The following is a 16,246-nucleotide window of genomic DNA, read 5'->3' on the forward strand; positions in this document are numbered from 1 at the left end:
ATGGTTTTAATACATTTTTCATAAGTCTAAACGCTTTTATTTAATGATCATCTTTTGAATCGCAATTCCTGTATCCGATTTCAGCTGTACAAGGTAAGTTCCTGCCGGATAATTGATTTTTGCTTCATAGGTACCGTTTTCTTTATCCAGTTTGAATGAATCAAGTTTTTTACCGGTCATATCAAAAATTAAAATCTCTCCGTTTTTTGCTTTATTGAAAACTAATTTAGCTACTCCATTTTTTACCGGATTATCAGCAATCTGAAGGGATAATTTGCTGGCTGCATTGGTATCAGCAGTTGACAAAGTACCTGCATAGTTTCCAAAGATTCTGAATTCTCCTGGCTGTAGAGTAATCGGAGCTGTTGTGGAGGCTACATTTGAGATACTGTCATCCATCAAATTCTGCCATTGACCTGTATAAGGGAAATAAGGTACTACATTCTGTACGGATGTAGTGTAATTGGCTAATACCACAACATTCTTTGTTCCCGTTGTAATAGCTGTATCATACACGTAAATTCTTGTGATCAGACCATTAGGATCATTCGTAAGATTATTGGATTCTATACTGTACGTTTTAGATTTAAAAACCGGATGACTGTTTCTGATATTGATGATTTTAGCCCAGGTATCATACACTGCTTTTCTGTTCGGATTCGTATCATACCCTAAAGTAAATGCAATAGGTTTTTCATCTGTTCTGCAACCATTATCTATGGTACCATTTGCACATCTGTTGATGCTGAATTCATAACCTAATTCTCCAAACTGCCAGATCATTTTCGGGCCGGGAATGGTAAAGAAAGTAGCCCCAAAAGTTTTCATTCTTTCAAGAGCGGTATTCATATCTTTCACATTATAACTTCCGTTGACTGCACCATAAGCAAGGTTTTTAAACATCAGTCTTTCTTCATCATGACTTTCTCCGTAGCCTAAAGCACTCATGTTGGTAAAGCCATGAAGACTGTGGTTCATGCGGTCATAATTACTGTTTTCCTGATATCCCATCGTATTCTGGTTGTAAGGATCGGTCTGTTTATTCCAAAGCATAACGCCTTTTCCTTCTGCAATTCTGTAGTTCGCCCATTGCTGTTCTTCTGCATCCGTTCCCAAGTGTTCGAAGATCATGTAAGAATTCGGATCAAGAGCCCATTGTCTGTCTGCATAATGTTTCATGATGTCCACTCTGTCCTGCTGATAGGCATTGGTACAGGCTTCATCGTTTTCAGAACAACTTTGAGTGAATCCTTTTGTTAAATCCCAACGGAATCCGTCTATATGATATTCCGTCAGCCATTGCTCAAGACATCTTTCAACGTAATATTGCGTTGAAGGACTAGTATGGTTAAAATCATTGAATACATTGTATGAATGTTTCGGAACCTGATTAAAGTAAGGGTTGTTTGCTGCCACATCACCATAGCCGTCTCCATCCGGATCTACATTCCAAAGTCTTACCAGAGGAGAACGCCCTGTGGCATGATTAAATGCAACATCCAGAATTACTGCAATACCGTTCTGGTGGCAAAGATCTACAAATTCTTTGAATTTTTCCGGAGTTCCATAGGCTTTGTCTAATGCATAATGGAAGGAAGTATTGTATCCCCAGGAAAGATTTCCGTCAAATTCCATGATCGGCATTAATTCTATGGCATTGATTTTTAAATTCTTTAAATAAGCAATTTTATCAATCAGTGACTGCCAGTTCTTTTCCTGTGTAAAGTCTCTCAATAACAATTCATAAACTAACAAATCTTCTTTCGCTGGTCTCTGAAAATTGGTAACCTGCCAGTTGTAAGCAGTCTGACCAGTTTTAAAGGTTGAAACTTCGAAACCCTGTCCTGCAGGAAATGCGGGTAAATTCGGATAGGTAGAGGCTGAAATCCACTGATCGTCATAAGATGATAAAATCTGTGGTGAATAAGGATCTGCTACTTTTCTCAAATCATTGGTTCTGTACTGGAAGGTATAGAGCTGCTGAGGAGTAATCCCGTTAAATTCTATCCAGTACAGATCAGGATTTGTAGTATCTCTTTTCATTAAATAAGCATCATTCACCGCCCAGTTATTGAAACTTCCGATGACATGTACAAAATTTTTCCCGGGAGCATATAAAGCCAGTCCTACTTTGGTCTGATCTGTAGGGTGATAATTGATTCCCTGTCTCATCCAGTTCGGTATTGCTTCGGAAACCACATTTCTCGGAACCTGTAAAATAAATGTTGCATTTTTAGAATTGGTTCCCTGTGTTGCCACAAGTTCCATACTGGCATCCTGAGTAACTGCATAACTGTAAGAATAAGATTGTGAAGGAGTTGTAGTAGAATTGACAACAGTTCCATTGGCTTTTAACTGAAATGTTGCGTTGACATTGGTTGTAGCCGTAATATTAATAGAATTCCCCACAGGAACTGTGGTAAGGCTATTCGCCAGTGGATTGGTAAGATTTAAGCTTAAAGTCCCTACGTTTACAAAAATATCAGGTGAGGTCTGATGGGATCCTGTTTTATCTTTTAATAAAAACCCGAACCTTCCGATTCCTGTTCTTCCGAAGAATGCAGTTGGGGTAAAAGTAAGTGAATAGCTGTCTGTTCCGGCATTATAAGTCAGCTTATTCAAATCATTGGAATTGTTCCAGCTGCCATTGGTAGGACAATCCTGACTGTTCTGATAATTGGTATCAAACGACCATGTCCAGATGTAAATGGCATTATTGGAAACACCCCACGCAGATTCATCAATCTGGTCTCCCGGAACGGTAAGCGTAATAGCATCTGTTTCATTGAATGGATTGGGGGTAATGGTGTAATTGATCTGCCCAAAAACAACGATTGTAATCAGCAGAAAAACAACGGAATAAAATTTTTTCATGTCTTATTTTTTATCGAATATAATATTAATTTTTATTCATACTTACTATTTTGATACGATAATTTCATTTTCAGAAGAAAAAATACATAAAAAAGGCTCATGAAATTTTCATGAGCCTCCCAATAAAAGTAATTGTAATGAACTATTTTTTATATGACGAATATCTTTGAAACTGATTAATCTTTTATAATTTTTTTAGAAACAATCTGTCCGTTCTTTAATTTTAATTCTACGATGTATAATCCTGCAGAAAGCTCAGTCATGTTGATCTGATTATCCGAGAACTGTACATTCATTCTTTGCCCTACCGCATTGGTAACGTTTACTTTTTCAATCGCTGAGTCTGATTTTACCATAAGAAGTCCTTTTGTAGGGTTTGGGTACATTCCTATGACAGCTTTATTTAACTTAATTTCAGATGTGCTTAATGAAGATGTAGGCTTGATACATCTTACCGATGCTCCCTGTCCTCTCATAGCTCCTGCCGATGGATTGGCAATAGTAGTTCCTATATAAAGGTATTTTCCTCCTGAACTTGATGTATCAGAACTCCAGAAATACCCTCTTTGTCCTACATACGTAAAGTTACCATCACTTGAGCTTCTGAATCCTCCTGCCGGTAATTTAAGATAACTGTTATAAGCCGTTGTCGGGTTAGCAATACTTTCCGCTCCTACTAAAGAGGTCCAGTCCGCCTGAGAAGGCATTTTCCAGTCTGGTCCAATGGCTTTACAAGGATCTACTCCTACAGATGCATTAACATCTGCTACTGACGCTCCGCTCCATGTATCTCCACCTGAAAAAACAGCCCACCAAGCCGGAGATCCTGCAATATAACCTCCCGAAGTTGTACTTGTTCCTTCCGGTGTGTTAGGTGATGGTGCCTGTACTACCTGAGAATTTCTAAGCTGATGTCCGTCATCCCATCTTCCCCATTGGAAAAGATCTCCATATGAATTGGCATCAGCCATTGATGAAGCCACCTGTGCACTTCCCAGATTCTGCTGAAGCCAGATTTTTCCGTCTGATCCTCTTACCGTAGTATAAGCAACCTGCTGACCACGGTACATGAAACTTACGCAGCCAACATCTCCTGCGTTGGATCCAGGATCTGTATTACTGCAAGTTTGTGGATTTAAGTTCAGAGAAATTCTTTTAACTTTTGTCGTATTGTCAGAATAAGCCAAAACAAGATAGTTCTGAGCTTTATCTACTGCAAGATCATTGTATTTTGCTTCACCATCCGAAACAAAATCTCCTCCAAAAGGAACCCAGTTTTGTGAGTCGTCTAATTTATAAACGGTATTTCTCAGGAAATTATCATTTTCAAAACGGCTCGCCACCACATAAGGAGTTCCGGATCCTGTAACTGCTAAAGCAACATGTTGTACTCTTCCATCAGAAAAGTTGGCATTTCCAACCTGCACCCAAGCGTTTCCATCAAATTTTTTGACATTCACTTTTCTTCCTCCTCCTGAGTTGGATACATAAGCTACATAAATCTTGTTGGATCCATCCAAAGCGATATCAGCATTATACTGCTCTCCTGATGATGAAGCATCTGCAGCAGCACCGCCTACTAAAGTCCAGTTTTGTGTAGAATTGGCATCCGTACTGTTTTGATATACTTTCAACCCTCCGGAAACATTACAGGTATAGATCATATTATTAGATCCTATTACCATTTCAGCAAATTCAGCACCTCCGGAAAAGCCTGCATTTCCTACCTGTTCCCAAGTACCTCCAAAATATCTTTTTACTGTTCCTGAACCATATGATCCATAAGTGAATATAACATTATCCGAAGATACTGCAGAAGCCTGGTAATTAACAGAACTGTCTGTAGCGTTAGGTAACTGAGACCATAATGACCCTGTAAACAAACGTACTTCCATTCCTGAACCTGGGTAGCCAAGCTGATTGGTATAATAAATACTGCTTCCGTTCGGGCTTACGGATAATGAATTGTAAGTCGCTGTTCCTGTAGTAACTCCGGGAGTTCCACCTAAGTAAGACCATGAAGTTCCGTTGAATTTCTGAACAGAACCTTTGGCTACTGAAACATCATAATATGACAGATAGTAATTTCCTGAGTTATCAATAACAAGATTATTAAAACTGCTTCCTCCTGCAGATACATCCTGAACGCCTCCTACATTTTCCCACTGCTGCGCATACATATAGCTTCCAGCAAGGGTTAGCAGTGCTAATCCCGTTCTGATTTTCTGTATTGCAAAATGTAAATCTTTAAACATATGAAATATTATTTTTAATTATTCTAAATTTAATTTAATTTTGCGCAAAAGTACCCCACATTATTAACCCCGAGTTATCATTTTCGAACTTTTGGTTATCCTGAGGAGGACTTTTCTCTTAAGTAAGTTGTACCATGGCCGTAAAAATGTGTTGTATGAGGAATCAATATAAAAGTGGACTTTTGTTCAGATCCGAAGACATCAAAATCATCATGCAGGAAGACCTGTGCCCTGACCAAACCTTCAAGTCTCATATGCTGGAAGGGAAGTCAAGTTTTAATCTGATATTCATGCTGAGTGATGGCATTAATTTAGAAGGTCATGATTGCGGTACCCAATTTTTATTTAAGAAAAATCAGTATATCCTCCATTATTCTCCAAAAGAGAGTGTTGCTGAACTGTGGACAGAAAATCAGGAAATTCTGAGGTATCTTCAGATTCAGATTAATTATCAATATATTTTTAACCTCATTAATCCTGAGCTTAATCGTGAGAATGCTGAGATCCTGGAAAATATGATTCATAATAATTTCATATTTCTTCATAAAGAAACACCTCCGGACATGACGGTTGAAATGCATATGATTGTAAAGGAAATTCTGGGTTACACAAAGAAAGGAATTATGCAGAAATTATTTATAGAAGCAAAAATCATTAAACTTCTTATTCTGATTTTTGAGCAGTTCAATGAGAAAAACACAGTGGAATCTATTCCAAAAACACCGGAAATCATCAGGAAATTTATTGATGAAAATTATCACAGAAATATAAAAGCGGAAGAGATTGGAAAGTATATGGGCTTGAATCAAAATATCATCAGGAAAGAATTCAAGGCTCAGTATCACACAACGATAGCGCATTACATATCAGAGCTCAGAATGCTGAAAGCCAGAAAACTGATCACTGATAAAGAAATCATGATCAAAGAAATCGCTATTGAATGTGGCTATGAATATCTCCAGAATTTTACCAGAGCTTTTAAAAAGAAATTTGGAGTATCTCCGGAAAGCCTGAGGAACAATAAATAGAAAAACCGCTTAATTGCTTAAGCGGTTTTGTATATGTTGTTTTGCTTTGATATTACTTTTCCAGAATTAAGGTGAAAAAGCAATGACAATCAATTAATGATGATGTCCGTGATCGTGAAGGAAAGGTCCGTTTCCTTTAGGCTCGCTATAGATAACTTCTACACCTTCCTGCTCAGTAATAAGCTTTCTTCTGATATCTTCAGGGTCGAAAGGCTTTACTTTTCCGAAATACTCTTTCAAACCTTCAGTTAGCCACATTGGGATTACTAATCCGAAGAACATAAAAATACACCAGAATCCTACTAAGAACATAGTAATGAAGAATATAGTCCAAAGGAACTGGTAAAACGGCCAAAATGCTGATAATATCGTTATCATTCTCTTAAAGATTTTAAGCAAAAATAGAACTTTTTTCTTTTTTACACAAAAGATAAGGGTTCTATTTTGTTATTTATTTTAATTTTAAACTAATTAGTGGGCAAGATTTGCGAAGAAATCATTCCCTTTATCATCGGAAATAATGAATGCAGGGAAGTCTTTTACTTCAATTTTTCTTACTGCTTCCATTCCCAATTCCGGGAAGTCTACTACATCTACAGACACAATATTGTCTTTGGCAAGAATAGCAGCCGGTCCTCCTATAGATCCAAGATAGAAACCTCCGTATTTGTGACAAGCATTGGTAACATCTTTACTTCTGTTTCCTTTCGCCAGCATGATCATACTTCCGCCATGGCTTTGGAACTCGTCTACATAAACGTCCATTCTTCCGGCAGTAGTAGGTCCGAAGCTTCCTGAAGCCATTCCTTCCGGAGTTTTTGCAGGTCCTGCATAATAGATCGGGTGATTTTTGAAATATTCCGGCATTGGTTTCCCGCTGTCGATAATTTCTTTGATTTTTGCGTGCGCGATATCTCTTGCTACGATCAGTGTTCCGTTCAGTTTTAATCTGGTTTTGATTGGATATTTGGAAAGCTCGGCAAGAATTTCCGGCATCGGTTTATTCAGGTTAACCTCAACGGCTTCTTCCAAGTGTGGAGGGGTATCAGGCAAGAATCTTTTCGGATCTTGTTCTAATTGCTCAAGGAAAATTCCTTCTTTGGTAATTTTTCCTTTGATATTTCTGTCTGCAGAACAGGAAACTCCCATTCCTACCGGACAAGATGCAGCGTGTCTCGGAAGTCTGATCACTCTTACGTCATGGGTAAGGTATTTTCCTCCAAACTGAGCTCCGATAGCACTTTCCTGGCAGATTTTCTGAACTTTAGCTTCCCATTCAAGGTCTCTGAAAGCCTGTCCGGCCTCATTTCCTTCAGTTGGAAGATTATCGTAATATTTTGCGGATGCTTTTTTAACTGCTGCAAGGTTCGCTTCTGCTGAAGTACCTCCGATCACCAATGCTAAGTGGTATGGCGGACATGCGGCTGTTCCAAGGTCTGAAATTCTTTCTTTAACAAATTCTTCAAGAGATTTCTCGTTCAATAAAGATTTTGTCTTTTGATATAAGAATGTTTTGTTGGCAGAACCACCTCCTTTTGTTAAGAATAGAAATTCGTAGTAATCTCCTTTTTTAGCATAGATATCAATCTGCGCAGGAAGGTTAGACCCGGAATTCTTCTCATCAAACATCGTTAAAGGGACAACCTGAGAATATCTTAAGTTTCTTTTCTGATAGGTATTGAAAATTCCTTTGCTCAGGTATTCTCCATCCTCTACTCCAGTGTATACATCTTCTCCTTTCTTCCCCATTACAATCGCTGTACCTGTGTCCTGGCAAGAAGGAAGAGCTCCTTCAACGGCTACGGCAGCATTTTGCAGAAGATTATACGCAACGAATCTGTCGTTATCTGTAGCTTCAGGATCGTCAATGATTCTTCTAAGGCTTTCTAAGTGTGAAGAACGAAGCATGAAAGAAACATCTGCCATCGCTTCTTCAGCAAGCAGTTCCAATGCTTTAGGATCTACTGTTAAAATTTCTCTGTCACCCAGTTTTTCTACCTTTACATAGTCTGATGTAAGCTTCTTGTACACCGTATCATCTTTCTGAATAGGATACGGATCCTGATATCTAAAATCCATTCAATTTTTGTTTGTACAAAAGTACGCCTCCTTAAAAAAATATGAGTAAAATCAGTCATTTATATTGATATTTATAATGATTATAAATTGTGGGTTTCTGAGTTTATAAGTACCTTTATAGAAAGTTATTGTAATAGCAAAAAGATTTCAAATTTGCATAATTCAGTTTAATGAAAAATATATTAATCATTTTTTTATGTTTCATAATGTACGGTAACAGTTTCGGTCAGTCTGAAAGTAGAATACAACTTTCTGGAATTTGGACCGGAAAAGCTGAGGGCCATCCCATTAAGTTTGAGATTTTGGAAAAAAACCCCAATTCTATTACTTTTTCGTTTATCAATTTTCAAAATGAAAGGTTTACTATTTTAAAATCTGATGTAACAGCTAATGAAAAAAATGAGTTTATTATTTCTATCAAAGAGGCTAAATTTTCTTCACAACGCTACGAAGATTGCATATTTTCCACAGGAACTTTAACTCTATCTGATGTCTTGCAGAACAGCATGAGATTAAATTTAAAATCAGTTGGCCCAATATGTTTTATAAGCTATGATGTAGGGAGGAATATGGATGATATAAAGGATCTCATTCTAACAAAAGAAAAATCAAATAAATAATATGAATTACAGAATTGAAAAAGACACCATGGGAGAAGTGCAGGTACCTGCAGATAAACTTTGGGGTGCACAGACAGAACGTTCAAGAAACAATTTCAAAATAGGACCTGAGGGTTCGATGCCTCATGAAATCATTGAAGCTTTTGCTTATCTGAAGAAGGCTGCCGCTTATACCAACACTGATCTGGGAGTACTTTCTGCGGAAAAAAGAGATATGATCGCCAAAGTATGTGATGAAATTCTGGAAGGAAAACTTAACGATCAGTTTCCTTTGGTCATCTGGCAGACAGGTTCCGGAACACAATCGAATATGAATGTGAATGAAGTTGTTTCCAACAGAGCTCATGTCAATAACGGAGGAACTTTAGGCGAAAAATCTGAAATTCACCCGAATGATGATGTGAATAAATCCCAGTCGTCCAATGATACTTACCCTACTGCCATGCACATTGCTGCGTATACAAAGGTAGTGGAGGTAACCATTCCAGCCGTTGAAAAACTAAAAAATACGTTGGCTGAAAAGTCAAAAGCATTCAAAGATGTTGTAAAAATTGGAAGAACCCACCTGATGGATGCTACTCCACTTACCCTTGGACAGGAATTTTCGGGATATGTGGCTCAATTGGAATTTGGATTGAGAGCTTTAAAAAATACATTGCCTCACCTTTCTGAACTGGCTTTGGGAGGGACTGCTGTAGGTACAGGACTGAATACGCCTAATGGTTATGATGTAAAAGTGGCAGAATATATTGCTCAATTTACCAATCATCCTTTCATTACCGCAGAAAATAAATTTGAGGCCCTTGCTGCTCATGATGCGATTGTAGAATCTCACGGGGCATTAAAGCAACTGGCTGTTTCTTTATATAAAATTGCTCAGGATGTAAGATTACTGGCATCAGGACCACGTTCCGGAATTGGGGAAATTCATATTCCTGAGAATGAGCCGGGGTCTTCTATTATGCCAGGGAAGGTAAATCCTACTCAAAATGAAGCAATGACTATGGTTTGCGCACAGGTTTTAGGAAACGATACTACGATTTCCTTTGCCGGAACTCAGGGGAATTATGAGCTGAATGTTTTCAAACCCGTAATGGCGTACAATTTCTTACAGTCGGCCCAATTGATCGCTGATGCATGTATTTCCTTCAATGATCATTGTGCGGTAGGTATTGAACCGAATCATGAGAGAATTAAAGAACTGGTAGACAAATCTTTGATGCTTGTTACGGCTTTAAATACTCATATCGGATATGAAAATGCCGCTAAGATTGCAAAAACTGCCCATAAAAATGGGACAACTTTAAAAGAAGAAGCCATTAATCTTGGTTTGTTAACTGCTGAACAGTTTGACGAATGGGTAAAACCAGAAGATATGGTAGGAAGTTTAAAATAATGATTCTATAACTGATACAATGTAAAAACTCCGGAAGTCTTTTCCGGAGTTTTTCATTTTGCTGTCAAAATATATTTAATCTAATCCGATGGCCAAGCCAAATATCAGTGCTTTATCATCTTTGAAATAACTGTCTTTGAAGAAATTGCTGAAATCTTTTTTCACAAAGAGACTGAAACTGTTGTATGAAAAAGTAACCTGTGCTCCGTACACAAAAGGATTCACCTGGTAATTTCCGCGGTCTCTGGTTTCGCCATCAATCCCTTTTACAATATTGTTGGTAGACATTTTTACCCCTCCGTATACATTGGCTCCTATTTTAAATCCGGTGTAATAGCTTCTGTACTGAATATCCATTCCTGCATTTTTAAGTTTGGAAAAGTTATACTGTACCCCAAGAGGAACCATAATATATCCTGTTCTCAGCTTACTTTTCTCAAGATTCTCGCTGTATTGAGCCAGAGCAACACCTTCATTAGCATTTCTTATAAACATCATATTGTTATCTGCTCTTACGGTTCTCCATGAGAATCCTAATCCCGAAATAATGGCCCATGGACTTGTTCTGCTAAGCTGATAATTCAGTTTCAAACCAAACTCCAGATTGTTGGCATATCCTAAATTTTTATCCAGCAGATTATCGGGAGCACTGTTGGTCAATGTCATAATTCCGTAAGAGAAATACCCTGTAAAGCTTCTGCTGGGACGGAATTTTTTCAACAATTTTTCTTTAAGCTCTTCTTTGGAGGTAACGTCTGTATTCAAAAGAGAATATCTTACCTGCTTTTGAATGACATCATCCAGATCAAATCCAAGTTCTTCAATTCTTTTATCCATTTTCTCAGAATAACGGTCTGCAATCTGCGCTTTTTCTCGGTCAAAGTCTGTTTTATCAAGGTTTCTGGCCTGTAAAACCACCAGTTCTTCTTCCATCAGCTTTTTTTCTTCCTGGATGATGGTATTGATTTTCGCGGCATATTCTTCCACTTTCTCCTTTACAATCGGGCTCACTTCGGTTTCTTTTTTAGAAGACAGGTTAATATTCAACCCCCTCTTCTGTGCATGGAATGATGCTGAAAGAGAGCATAGCAATCCCATTACGATTAATTTCTTGATCATATTATTAATTTTTAAATTTTTACGGATAAATTATCTGGCATTCAAATCAATAGTGGCCACATTACTTCCATCTTTCGTTTTTTCAATCACATCTTTATGTTCTACGGAGAAAAGAAGTGTGGAAGGATCTACATATTTTTTCTTTTTAGCCGGAATTTTTAAAGAATCGGCTTTTGCCATCAGTTTTGGATTCGAAAGCTGAGGAAGCTCCAGTTTTTTCAGAGGAAGAGTTTCTTTGGGAATCAGTTTATTCTGACCTATTGCTACAGGAGAAATCGCTTCTTCTTTATCCTGGGAAAGTGTTTTCTTTACTTCCTTTTTATCAGTATTCTCAAGTGCAAACGGAATAGTATGCTGAACCGGATCTTTTACGATTTCTTCAGTCGTTTTTTTTTCGGTTTGCTTTACCATTTCCGGTTGAATTTCCGAAGGTTGATTAAGAAAAAACAGAACGCTACCCAAACTGAATGTCAACATCAAACATGCTGCTACCAAAAACCAGTTTACTTTTGATTTGGGATGAGTATTACTGCTGTTATGAAGTTCAATTTCAGACCACAGATCACGGGATGGAGCCATCTCTCTTTCCTCAATCTGTTTTTTGATCTGTTGTTCAATATTATCTGTAAACGTTTTCATTTTTCATCTTTTTTTGTTGTTGAAAGTAAATCTTTCTTAATTTTTCTTTTGCTCTGAACAGCTGCGTCTTGCTTACAGTAACAGTAATCTGCAAAGTATCAGCAATTTCCTGATGAGAATATCCTTCCAATACATACAGATTAAAAACCATCCTGTAAGCATCGGGAAGCTGATCCAAAAGTTCCTGTGCATTAAAGTCACAATCAATCTCCGACTCATGAATATCTTCGTGAAAAGATTGGTTAATCTCGTCCAGATAGAAAACTGTTTTGTGGCTTTTGATAAAATTCAGGCATTCATTCACGACAATTCTTCTCGCCCAGCTATCCAGATTAGACTCTCCCCTGAAACTTTCTATATGCTTAAAAATCTTACAAAATGCTTTAATGAGACAATCTTCCGCCTGGTACAAATCACTTACATAGCTTTTGCTTACACTCAGGAATCTCTTCACATTCTGCTCATAGAAAATCTTCTGTGCAGCCGGATCCTGCTTCTTCAGGAGGCTCAACAAATCATTCTTTTTATTTCCGAACAAAAGTTTCATGTTTATACTGTTTCTATACTAAAGACAATCAAAACAAAAAAAGGTTACAACTTGAAAAAAATATTTTACTATTTATTATAATAAGTTGATTTTTTTGCTCAGAGTTACAAATATTCCATCTTATTTTAATTTAGTCAACAAAAAAAAATGCTTTCATTAAAAACTGAAATACAATTTTTTAGATGAAAATAATTTGTATTTATTTTTTCCTATATTGGAGATATAATTAATACCAAACTAAAACCATGAAAAATTTAAAGAAATTAAAAAGAGAGAATCTGAAAACAATCAAAGGAGGAAATACACCACTTTGCGACATGTATCTGGTACAATACAACGGATATTATGCATGTTGCAGCGTTCCTACAACCAACCCTTGTGAACTGAAGAAAAGAGAGTGTCTCGTAGAAAACGGAATGTGTGATTCGTCCAATTCTGGGAATCCAATATAACTTCTATAAAAAGGAACAGATAAAAGGCTGCCTCAGAAATGATGCAGCCTTTTTATAATTTTATCCTGAAAATTTATCAAGCATATTTCTGGTGGGAACAAAGAAAAGCGTTCCTGTAACTGCTGTGCTGAAATCTAAAATTCTGTCATAATTTCCCGGAGGATCACCTATAAACATATTCGTCAACATTTTTTTTGTTGTGGAAAATGTATTTGCATAGGCAATAAAATACGTTCCGAATTCATTCGTAGAAGGACTCCCAAAAGGCATATTATCTCTTACAATTTTCAATTCTTCTCCATTTTCACTTTCAATATTAGCTAAAGCGATATGTGAATTGGAAGGTTTTACATCATCAGACATTTCAATATCATTTTCCTTTGATCTTCCTATCACTTTCTCCTGATCTTCTGTGGAAAGACTTTTCCAGGCAGCCATATTGTGAAGGTATTTTTGTACAAAAAGATAGCTTCCTCCTTTGTACTGAAGATCTTCATCACCAATTTTGGCAAAATAATCGCGGTCATCCCCATGAGGGTTTTCCGTTCCGTCTACAAATCCGAGAATAGAACGTGCATCCCAATATTTAAATCCGTGAATCTCCAGAATACTTTCCGCAACAGCGTTTAACAGATTTGATACTTCCATTCCCATATCAAAAATCAGGCTTTTATTGTCTGCTCTTAAATGGAAATGAAGATCTCCCGGAGTAGATACAGCAGTATGCTTTGCTCCTTTTATTTCTTCAAAATCAACCAATTCTTTTGGTAACGGTGTGGGAAGATCAAGCTTTTTCCATGCTTCAGCACCAATTCCCATAACACAGCTTACTCTGCTGTCCGGAAAACGGTTGAAAGCAGAATTATTAAGGTTTAATACCAGAGCACATAATCTTTGAAACACATCTTTCAGCTGCGGGCTGTCATGAAGTTTCCAAACCATGAAAATGGTATTGCTGTTCGGATAGTCTGTTACATTCTGTGATTCTATCGTATTCATCTACGTTTTCTTTTAACGTATTAAATATCCGAAATTGAAACCTGTTCTGCAAAATATTGTTCTAATTCTTTCAATGTTTCCGGATTGGTTTTGATGTCTTTTACCAGAAGACCTTTGTTTACTACCACAATTCTGTTGCAGACTTCTGTGGTATGGGAAAGATCATGGCTGGATATCAGAAAAGTAACACCATCCTGTTTTGATAATTCTTTGATCAGGTTTTTAAGTTTGATCTGTGTGGAAGGATCCAGATTGGCAAAAGGTTCATCCAGAATAATAATCTCAGGGTTTCCGATGATGGCTCCTACAATTCCTACTTTTTTCTGATTTCCTTTCGAAAGATCGCGGATATACTTCCCCGATTTTAGGATCTCACCGTTGAAAAGATCATGAAAAGGCTTCAGGAATTCATCTACCGATGCTTTATTCTGACCTCTCAACTCTCCGATAAAGTAAAAATATTCTTCCGGAGTAAGATAACCAATGAGAAACGTATCATCCACAAAGGCTGATACTTTGTTTTTCCATGTTTCGGATTCATTGACTTTAATTCCGTCAATGCTTACAGATCCTGTAGTAGCCTGAATCAAATCAAGCATCAGACTGAAAAGGGTTGTTTTTCCTGCCCCGTTGTTCCCTACAAGACCAAATGTTTCTCCGTTTGGAATTTCAAGATGTTCGATGTTAAGAACCGTTGCTGTTCCGTATGTTTTGGATAAGTTTTGTATGTTGATCATGGCTTAATCTTTATTTTTAAAGGCATCCAATGTGCTGTATTTTTCTTTTTTATAGTGTTTCACAATGATATCGAAGATTTTTTCTCTCATGAAAAACCCGATAATCCCAATAATAGCAATGCTGATTACTCCTCCTGTAATTCCTGTGAAATATTTTGCCAAAGCAAATACGCCCATAGGAAGAAGCATTTTGGGAATCAATAAAAGCATCGAGATCATATTAAAACTTCCTTTCTGTCCCAGCCTTTTTTCCTTTGAATTCAGATCAATCTGAGTTTTGTTGAAGGCTCCTGACCACAATGTAAATTGAGAATTCACCCCGATATTATATAATCCTGCTGCAAAAAAAGTGACATAAACTTCCCATCCAAAATAAGCATAGCAAAGCGCTACAATGATAGAAACACCTGTAACAATATTCATCAGCCACCATTTTGCTTTCAAATATTCTTTATAAGGAACATTCAAAGTCATCATTAAAGGATAGTATGAACTATCAAAAGCGGGTACCCTTGTCCAAAAAGAAACTGAAAACCTCCTGTTACAAACAATCCCATAAACATCATCATCGCCGGAGTTTTGTAGAGTGAAGAGGTAAACATCAGCAACCCGTAGAAAAGAAACATAAAACTACCCAGCAAAACGCCTTTGGTTACTTTATTACGTTTCAGCATTTTAATATCATTATTGATAAATGTCCCTATAGCACCGTATTTATTCAGGAAGGCAATATTTTCTGTTTTCCCGACAGTTTTCTTGGCTTCAAGCCCCTGATCCAGATAAAATTCTTTACGCAGATAACGGAAGCAAATCCACCACAATATCACAAACAAAGCAACAGGAATGAATGCAAAGTAAGGTTTTTCATAAAAGCTGAAGAAAACTGATTCTGAATAAGACAGAACCGGAATGATTTTATAATACCCCAAACTTCCAATAATCACAAAGCAGACGCCTATGATAGTGGCTAAAGTCTCTTTTCCGTTGAAGAAAATATTGATAAAATTATTCAGATAGAGCAATGCAATCACTCCAATAAGCCAAACGAATGTTCCTATGATGCTATATCCATTGAACAGGGCAATCAGAGAGAATGTAATAAAGAATAAGGAAGTCAGCCAGCTGAATGCAGAAAGAAAAGTTTTGGCCAGCATATAATTGACCAATGTATTCTTTCTGATGTTCATGGTGAGAAATGGCTTAATATTCTGTGTAGGAATTTCCTGCCAGAGATATTTAATCATCAGATCTATAATCCAGGCAACAATCATGAATTTTGAAACTACCTTTAAAGGATTCTGATGCATTTCTTCCTGTACGTAGAAGAAAGCAATAAAAGCTCCGCCCACGAGACATCCAACGAAATAAAGAATCCCTATAAACCTGAGTATTTTCATGGTGAGATTGATCCCTAAAGATGTACCACGAAAGAAGCTTTTGATTTCAAGCCTAAGGAACTTTAGAAACATATGTTAGTTTTTATACATTAGTAAATATAATG

The 16,246-nt window shown here is 37.1% G+C and carries 13 protein-coding genes and 1 pseudogene; 4 read left to right on the plus strand and 10 right to left on the minus strand.

Features of this window, described 5'->3' with window-relative positions:
- Positions 1-36: 36 nt before the first annotated feature.
- Entirely contained in the window at positions 37-2,874 is a 2,838-nt protein-coding gene (locus BOQ62_RS15345; protein ID WP_129040845.1) for an alpha-amylase family glycosyl hydrolase, read from the minus strand.
- Positions 2,875-3,050: 176 nt separating this feature from the next.
- Positions 3,051-5,129 (minus strand): T9SS type A sorting domain-containing protein, encoded by a 2,079-nt coding sequence (locus BOQ62_RS15350; protein WP_129040847.1) that lies wholly within the window; start codon positions 5,127-5,129, stop codon positions 3,051-3,053.
- A 155-nt stretch (positions 5,130-5,284) separates the two neighbouring features.
- On the opposite strand from BOQ62_RS15350, the gene BOQ62_RS15355 reads away from it, so the two are divergent.
- Positions 5,285-6,157: a helix-turn-helix transcriptional regulator gene (locus BOQ62_RS15355; RefSeq protein ID WP_164976764.1), complete on the plus strand. Its 873-nt coding sequence runs from the start codon at positions 5,285-5,287 to the stop codon at positions 6,155-6,157.
- 93 nt (positions 6,158-6,250) lie between these two features.
- On the opposite strand, the gene BOQ62_RS15360 is transcribed toward BOQ62_RS15355, so the two are convergent.
- Both BOQ62_RS15360 and BOQ62_RS15365 read right to left on the minus strand, forming a co-directional pair.
- Positions 6,251-6,535: a hypothetical protein gene (locus BOQ62_RS15360; protein WP_185097834.1), complete on the minus strand. Its 285-nt coding sequence runs from the start codon at positions 6,533-6,535 to the stop codon at positions 6,251-6,253.
- A gap of 93 nt (positions 6,536-6,628) precedes the next feature.
- Entirely contained in the window at positions 6,629-8,236 is a 1,608-nt protein-coding gene (locus BOQ62_RS15365) for a fumarate hydratase (protein WP_129040851.1), read from the minus strand.
- A 170-nt stretch (positions 8,237-8,406) separates the two neighbouring features.
- Here BOQ62_RS15365 and BOQ62_RS15370 point away from each other — a divergent pair, with 170 nt between their 5' ends.
- Complete coding sequence (locus BOQ62_RS15370) at positions 8,407-8,856, plus strand: hypothetical protein (protein ID WP_129040853.1); 450 nt, start codon at positions 8,407-8,409, stop codon at positions 8,854-8,856.
- A gap of 1 nt (position 8,857) precedes the next feature.
- Complete coding sequence (fumC, locus tag BOQ62_RS15375; protein ID WP_079243526.1) at positions 8,858-10,252, plus strand: class II fumarate hydratase; 1,395 nt, start codon at positions 8,858-8,860, stop codon at positions 10,250-10,252.
- Between the two features lie 75 nt (positions 10,253-10,327).
- Here the strand turns inward: fumC and BOQ62_RS15380 are convergent, their stop codons facing one another.
- From BOQ62_RS15380 to BOQ62_RS15390, 3 genes are read right to left on the minus strand one after another with little or no spacing between them, the layout of a single operon-like run.
- Complete coding sequence (locus BOQ62_RS15380) at positions 10,328-11,371, minus strand: porin family protein (protein ID WP_129040855.1); 1,044 nt, start codon at positions 11,369-11,371, stop codon at positions 10,328-10,330.
- Between the two features lie 30 nt (positions 11,372-11,401).
- Positions 11,402-12,010 (minus strand): hypothetical protein, encoded by a 609-nt coding sequence (locus BOQ62_RS15385; protein ID WP_129040857.1) that lies wholly within the window; start codon positions 12,008-12,010, stop codon positions 11,402-11,404.
- Complete coding sequence (locus BOQ62_RS15390; protein WP_129040859.1) at positions 11,991-12,557, minus strand: RNA polymerase sigma factor; 567 nt, start codon at positions 12,555-12,557, stop codon at positions 11,991-11,993. The genes BOQ62_RS15385 and BOQ62_RS15390 overlap by 20 nt, the downstream gene beginning before the upstream one ends.
- Positions 12,558-12,802: 245 nt before the next feature.
- On the opposite strand from BOQ62_RS15390, the gene BOQ62_RS15395 reads away from it, so the two are divergent.
- The gene (locus tag BOQ62_RS15395; protein WP_129040861.1) at positions 12,803-13,009 is read left to right on the plus strand and encodes a bacteriocin-like protein; all 207 of its coding nucleotides are present in this window, start codon (positions 12,803-12,805) and stop codon (positions 13,007-13,009) included.
- Positions 13,010-13,069: 60 nt separating this feature from the next.
- Here BOQ62_RS15395 and BOQ62_RS15400 read toward each other — a convergent pair whose 3' ends face one another.
- The 3 genes and pseudogenes from BOQ62_RS15400 to BOQ62_RS15410 form a co-directional block, all read right to left on the minus strand.
- Entirely contained in the window at positions 13,070-14,008 is a 939-nt protein-coding gene (locus BOQ62_RS15400) for a Dyp-type peroxidase (RefSeq protein WP_129040862.1), read from the minus strand.
- A gap of 20 nt (positions 14,009-14,028) precedes the next feature.
- Positions 14,029-14,745: an ABC transporter ATP-binding protein gene (locus tag BOQ62_RS15405; protein WP_129040864.1), complete on the minus strand. Its 717-nt coding sequence runs from the start codon at positions 14,743-14,745 to the stop codon at positions 14,029-14,031.
- Between the two features lie 3 nt (positions 14,746-14,748).
- Positions 14,749-16,214 (minus strand): annotated as a pseudogene (locus tag BOQ62_RS15410) (DUF5687 family protein).
- Between the last annotated feature and the right edge of the window lie 32 nt (positions 16,215-16,246).

It is taken from the genome of Chryseobacterium sp. CH21 (assembly GCF_004119445.1).
Taxonomy (GTDB): Bacteria; Bacteroidota; Bacteroidia; order Flavobacteriales; family Weeksellaceae; genus Chryseobacterium.

Coding starts and splice junctions, on each gene's coding strand:
- BOQ62_RS15345 (WP_129040845.1), bottom strand. CDS start 2,874: ATGAAAAAATTTTATTCCGTTGTTTTTCTGCTGATTACAATCGTTGTT.
- BOQ62_RS15350 (WP_129040847.1), bottom strand. CDS start 5,129: ATGTTTAAAGATTTACATTTTGCAATACAGAAAATCAGAACGGGATTA.
- BOQ62_RS15355 (WP_164976764.1), top strand. CDS start 5,285: ATGAGGAATCAATATAAAAGTGGACTTTTGTTCAGATCCGAAGACATC.
- BOQ62_RS15360 (WP_185097834.1), bottom strand. CDS start 6,535: ATGATAACGATATTATCAGCATTTTGGCCGTTTTACCAGTTCCTTTGG.
- BOQ62_RS15365 (WP_129040851.1), bottom strand. CDS start 8,236: ATGGATTTTAGATATCAGGATCCGTATCCTATTCAGAAAGATGATACG.
- BOQ62_RS15370 (WP_129040853.1), top strand. CDS start 8,407: ATGAAAAATATATTAATCATTTTTTTATGTTTCATAATGTACGGTAAC.
- fumC (WP_079243526.1), top strand. CDS start 8,858: ATGAATTACAGAATTGAAAAAGACACCATGGGAGAAGTGCAGGTACCT.
- BOQ62_RS15380 (WP_129040855.1), bottom strand. CDS start 11,371: ATGATCAAGAAATTAATCGTAATGGGATTGCTATGCTCTCTTTCAGCA.
- BOQ62_RS15385 (WP_129040857.1), bottom strand. CDS start 12,010: ATGAAAACGTTTACAGATAATATTGAACAACAGATCAAAAAACAGATT.
- BOQ62_RS15390 (WP_129040859.1), bottom strand. CDS start 12,557: ATGAAACTTTTGTTCGGAAATAAAAAGAATGATTTGTTGAGCCTCCTG.
- BOQ62_RS15395 (WP_129040861.1), top strand. CDS start 12,803: ATGAAAAATTTAAAGAAATTAAAAAGAGAGAATCTGAAAACAATCAAA.
- BOQ62_RS15400 (WP_129040862.1), bottom strand. CDS start 14,008: ATGAATACGATAGAATCACAGAATGTAACAGACTATCCGAACAGCAAT.
- BOQ62_RS15405 (WP_129040864.1), bottom strand. CDS start 14,745: ATGATCAACATACAAAACTTATCCAAAACATACGGAACAGCAACGGTT.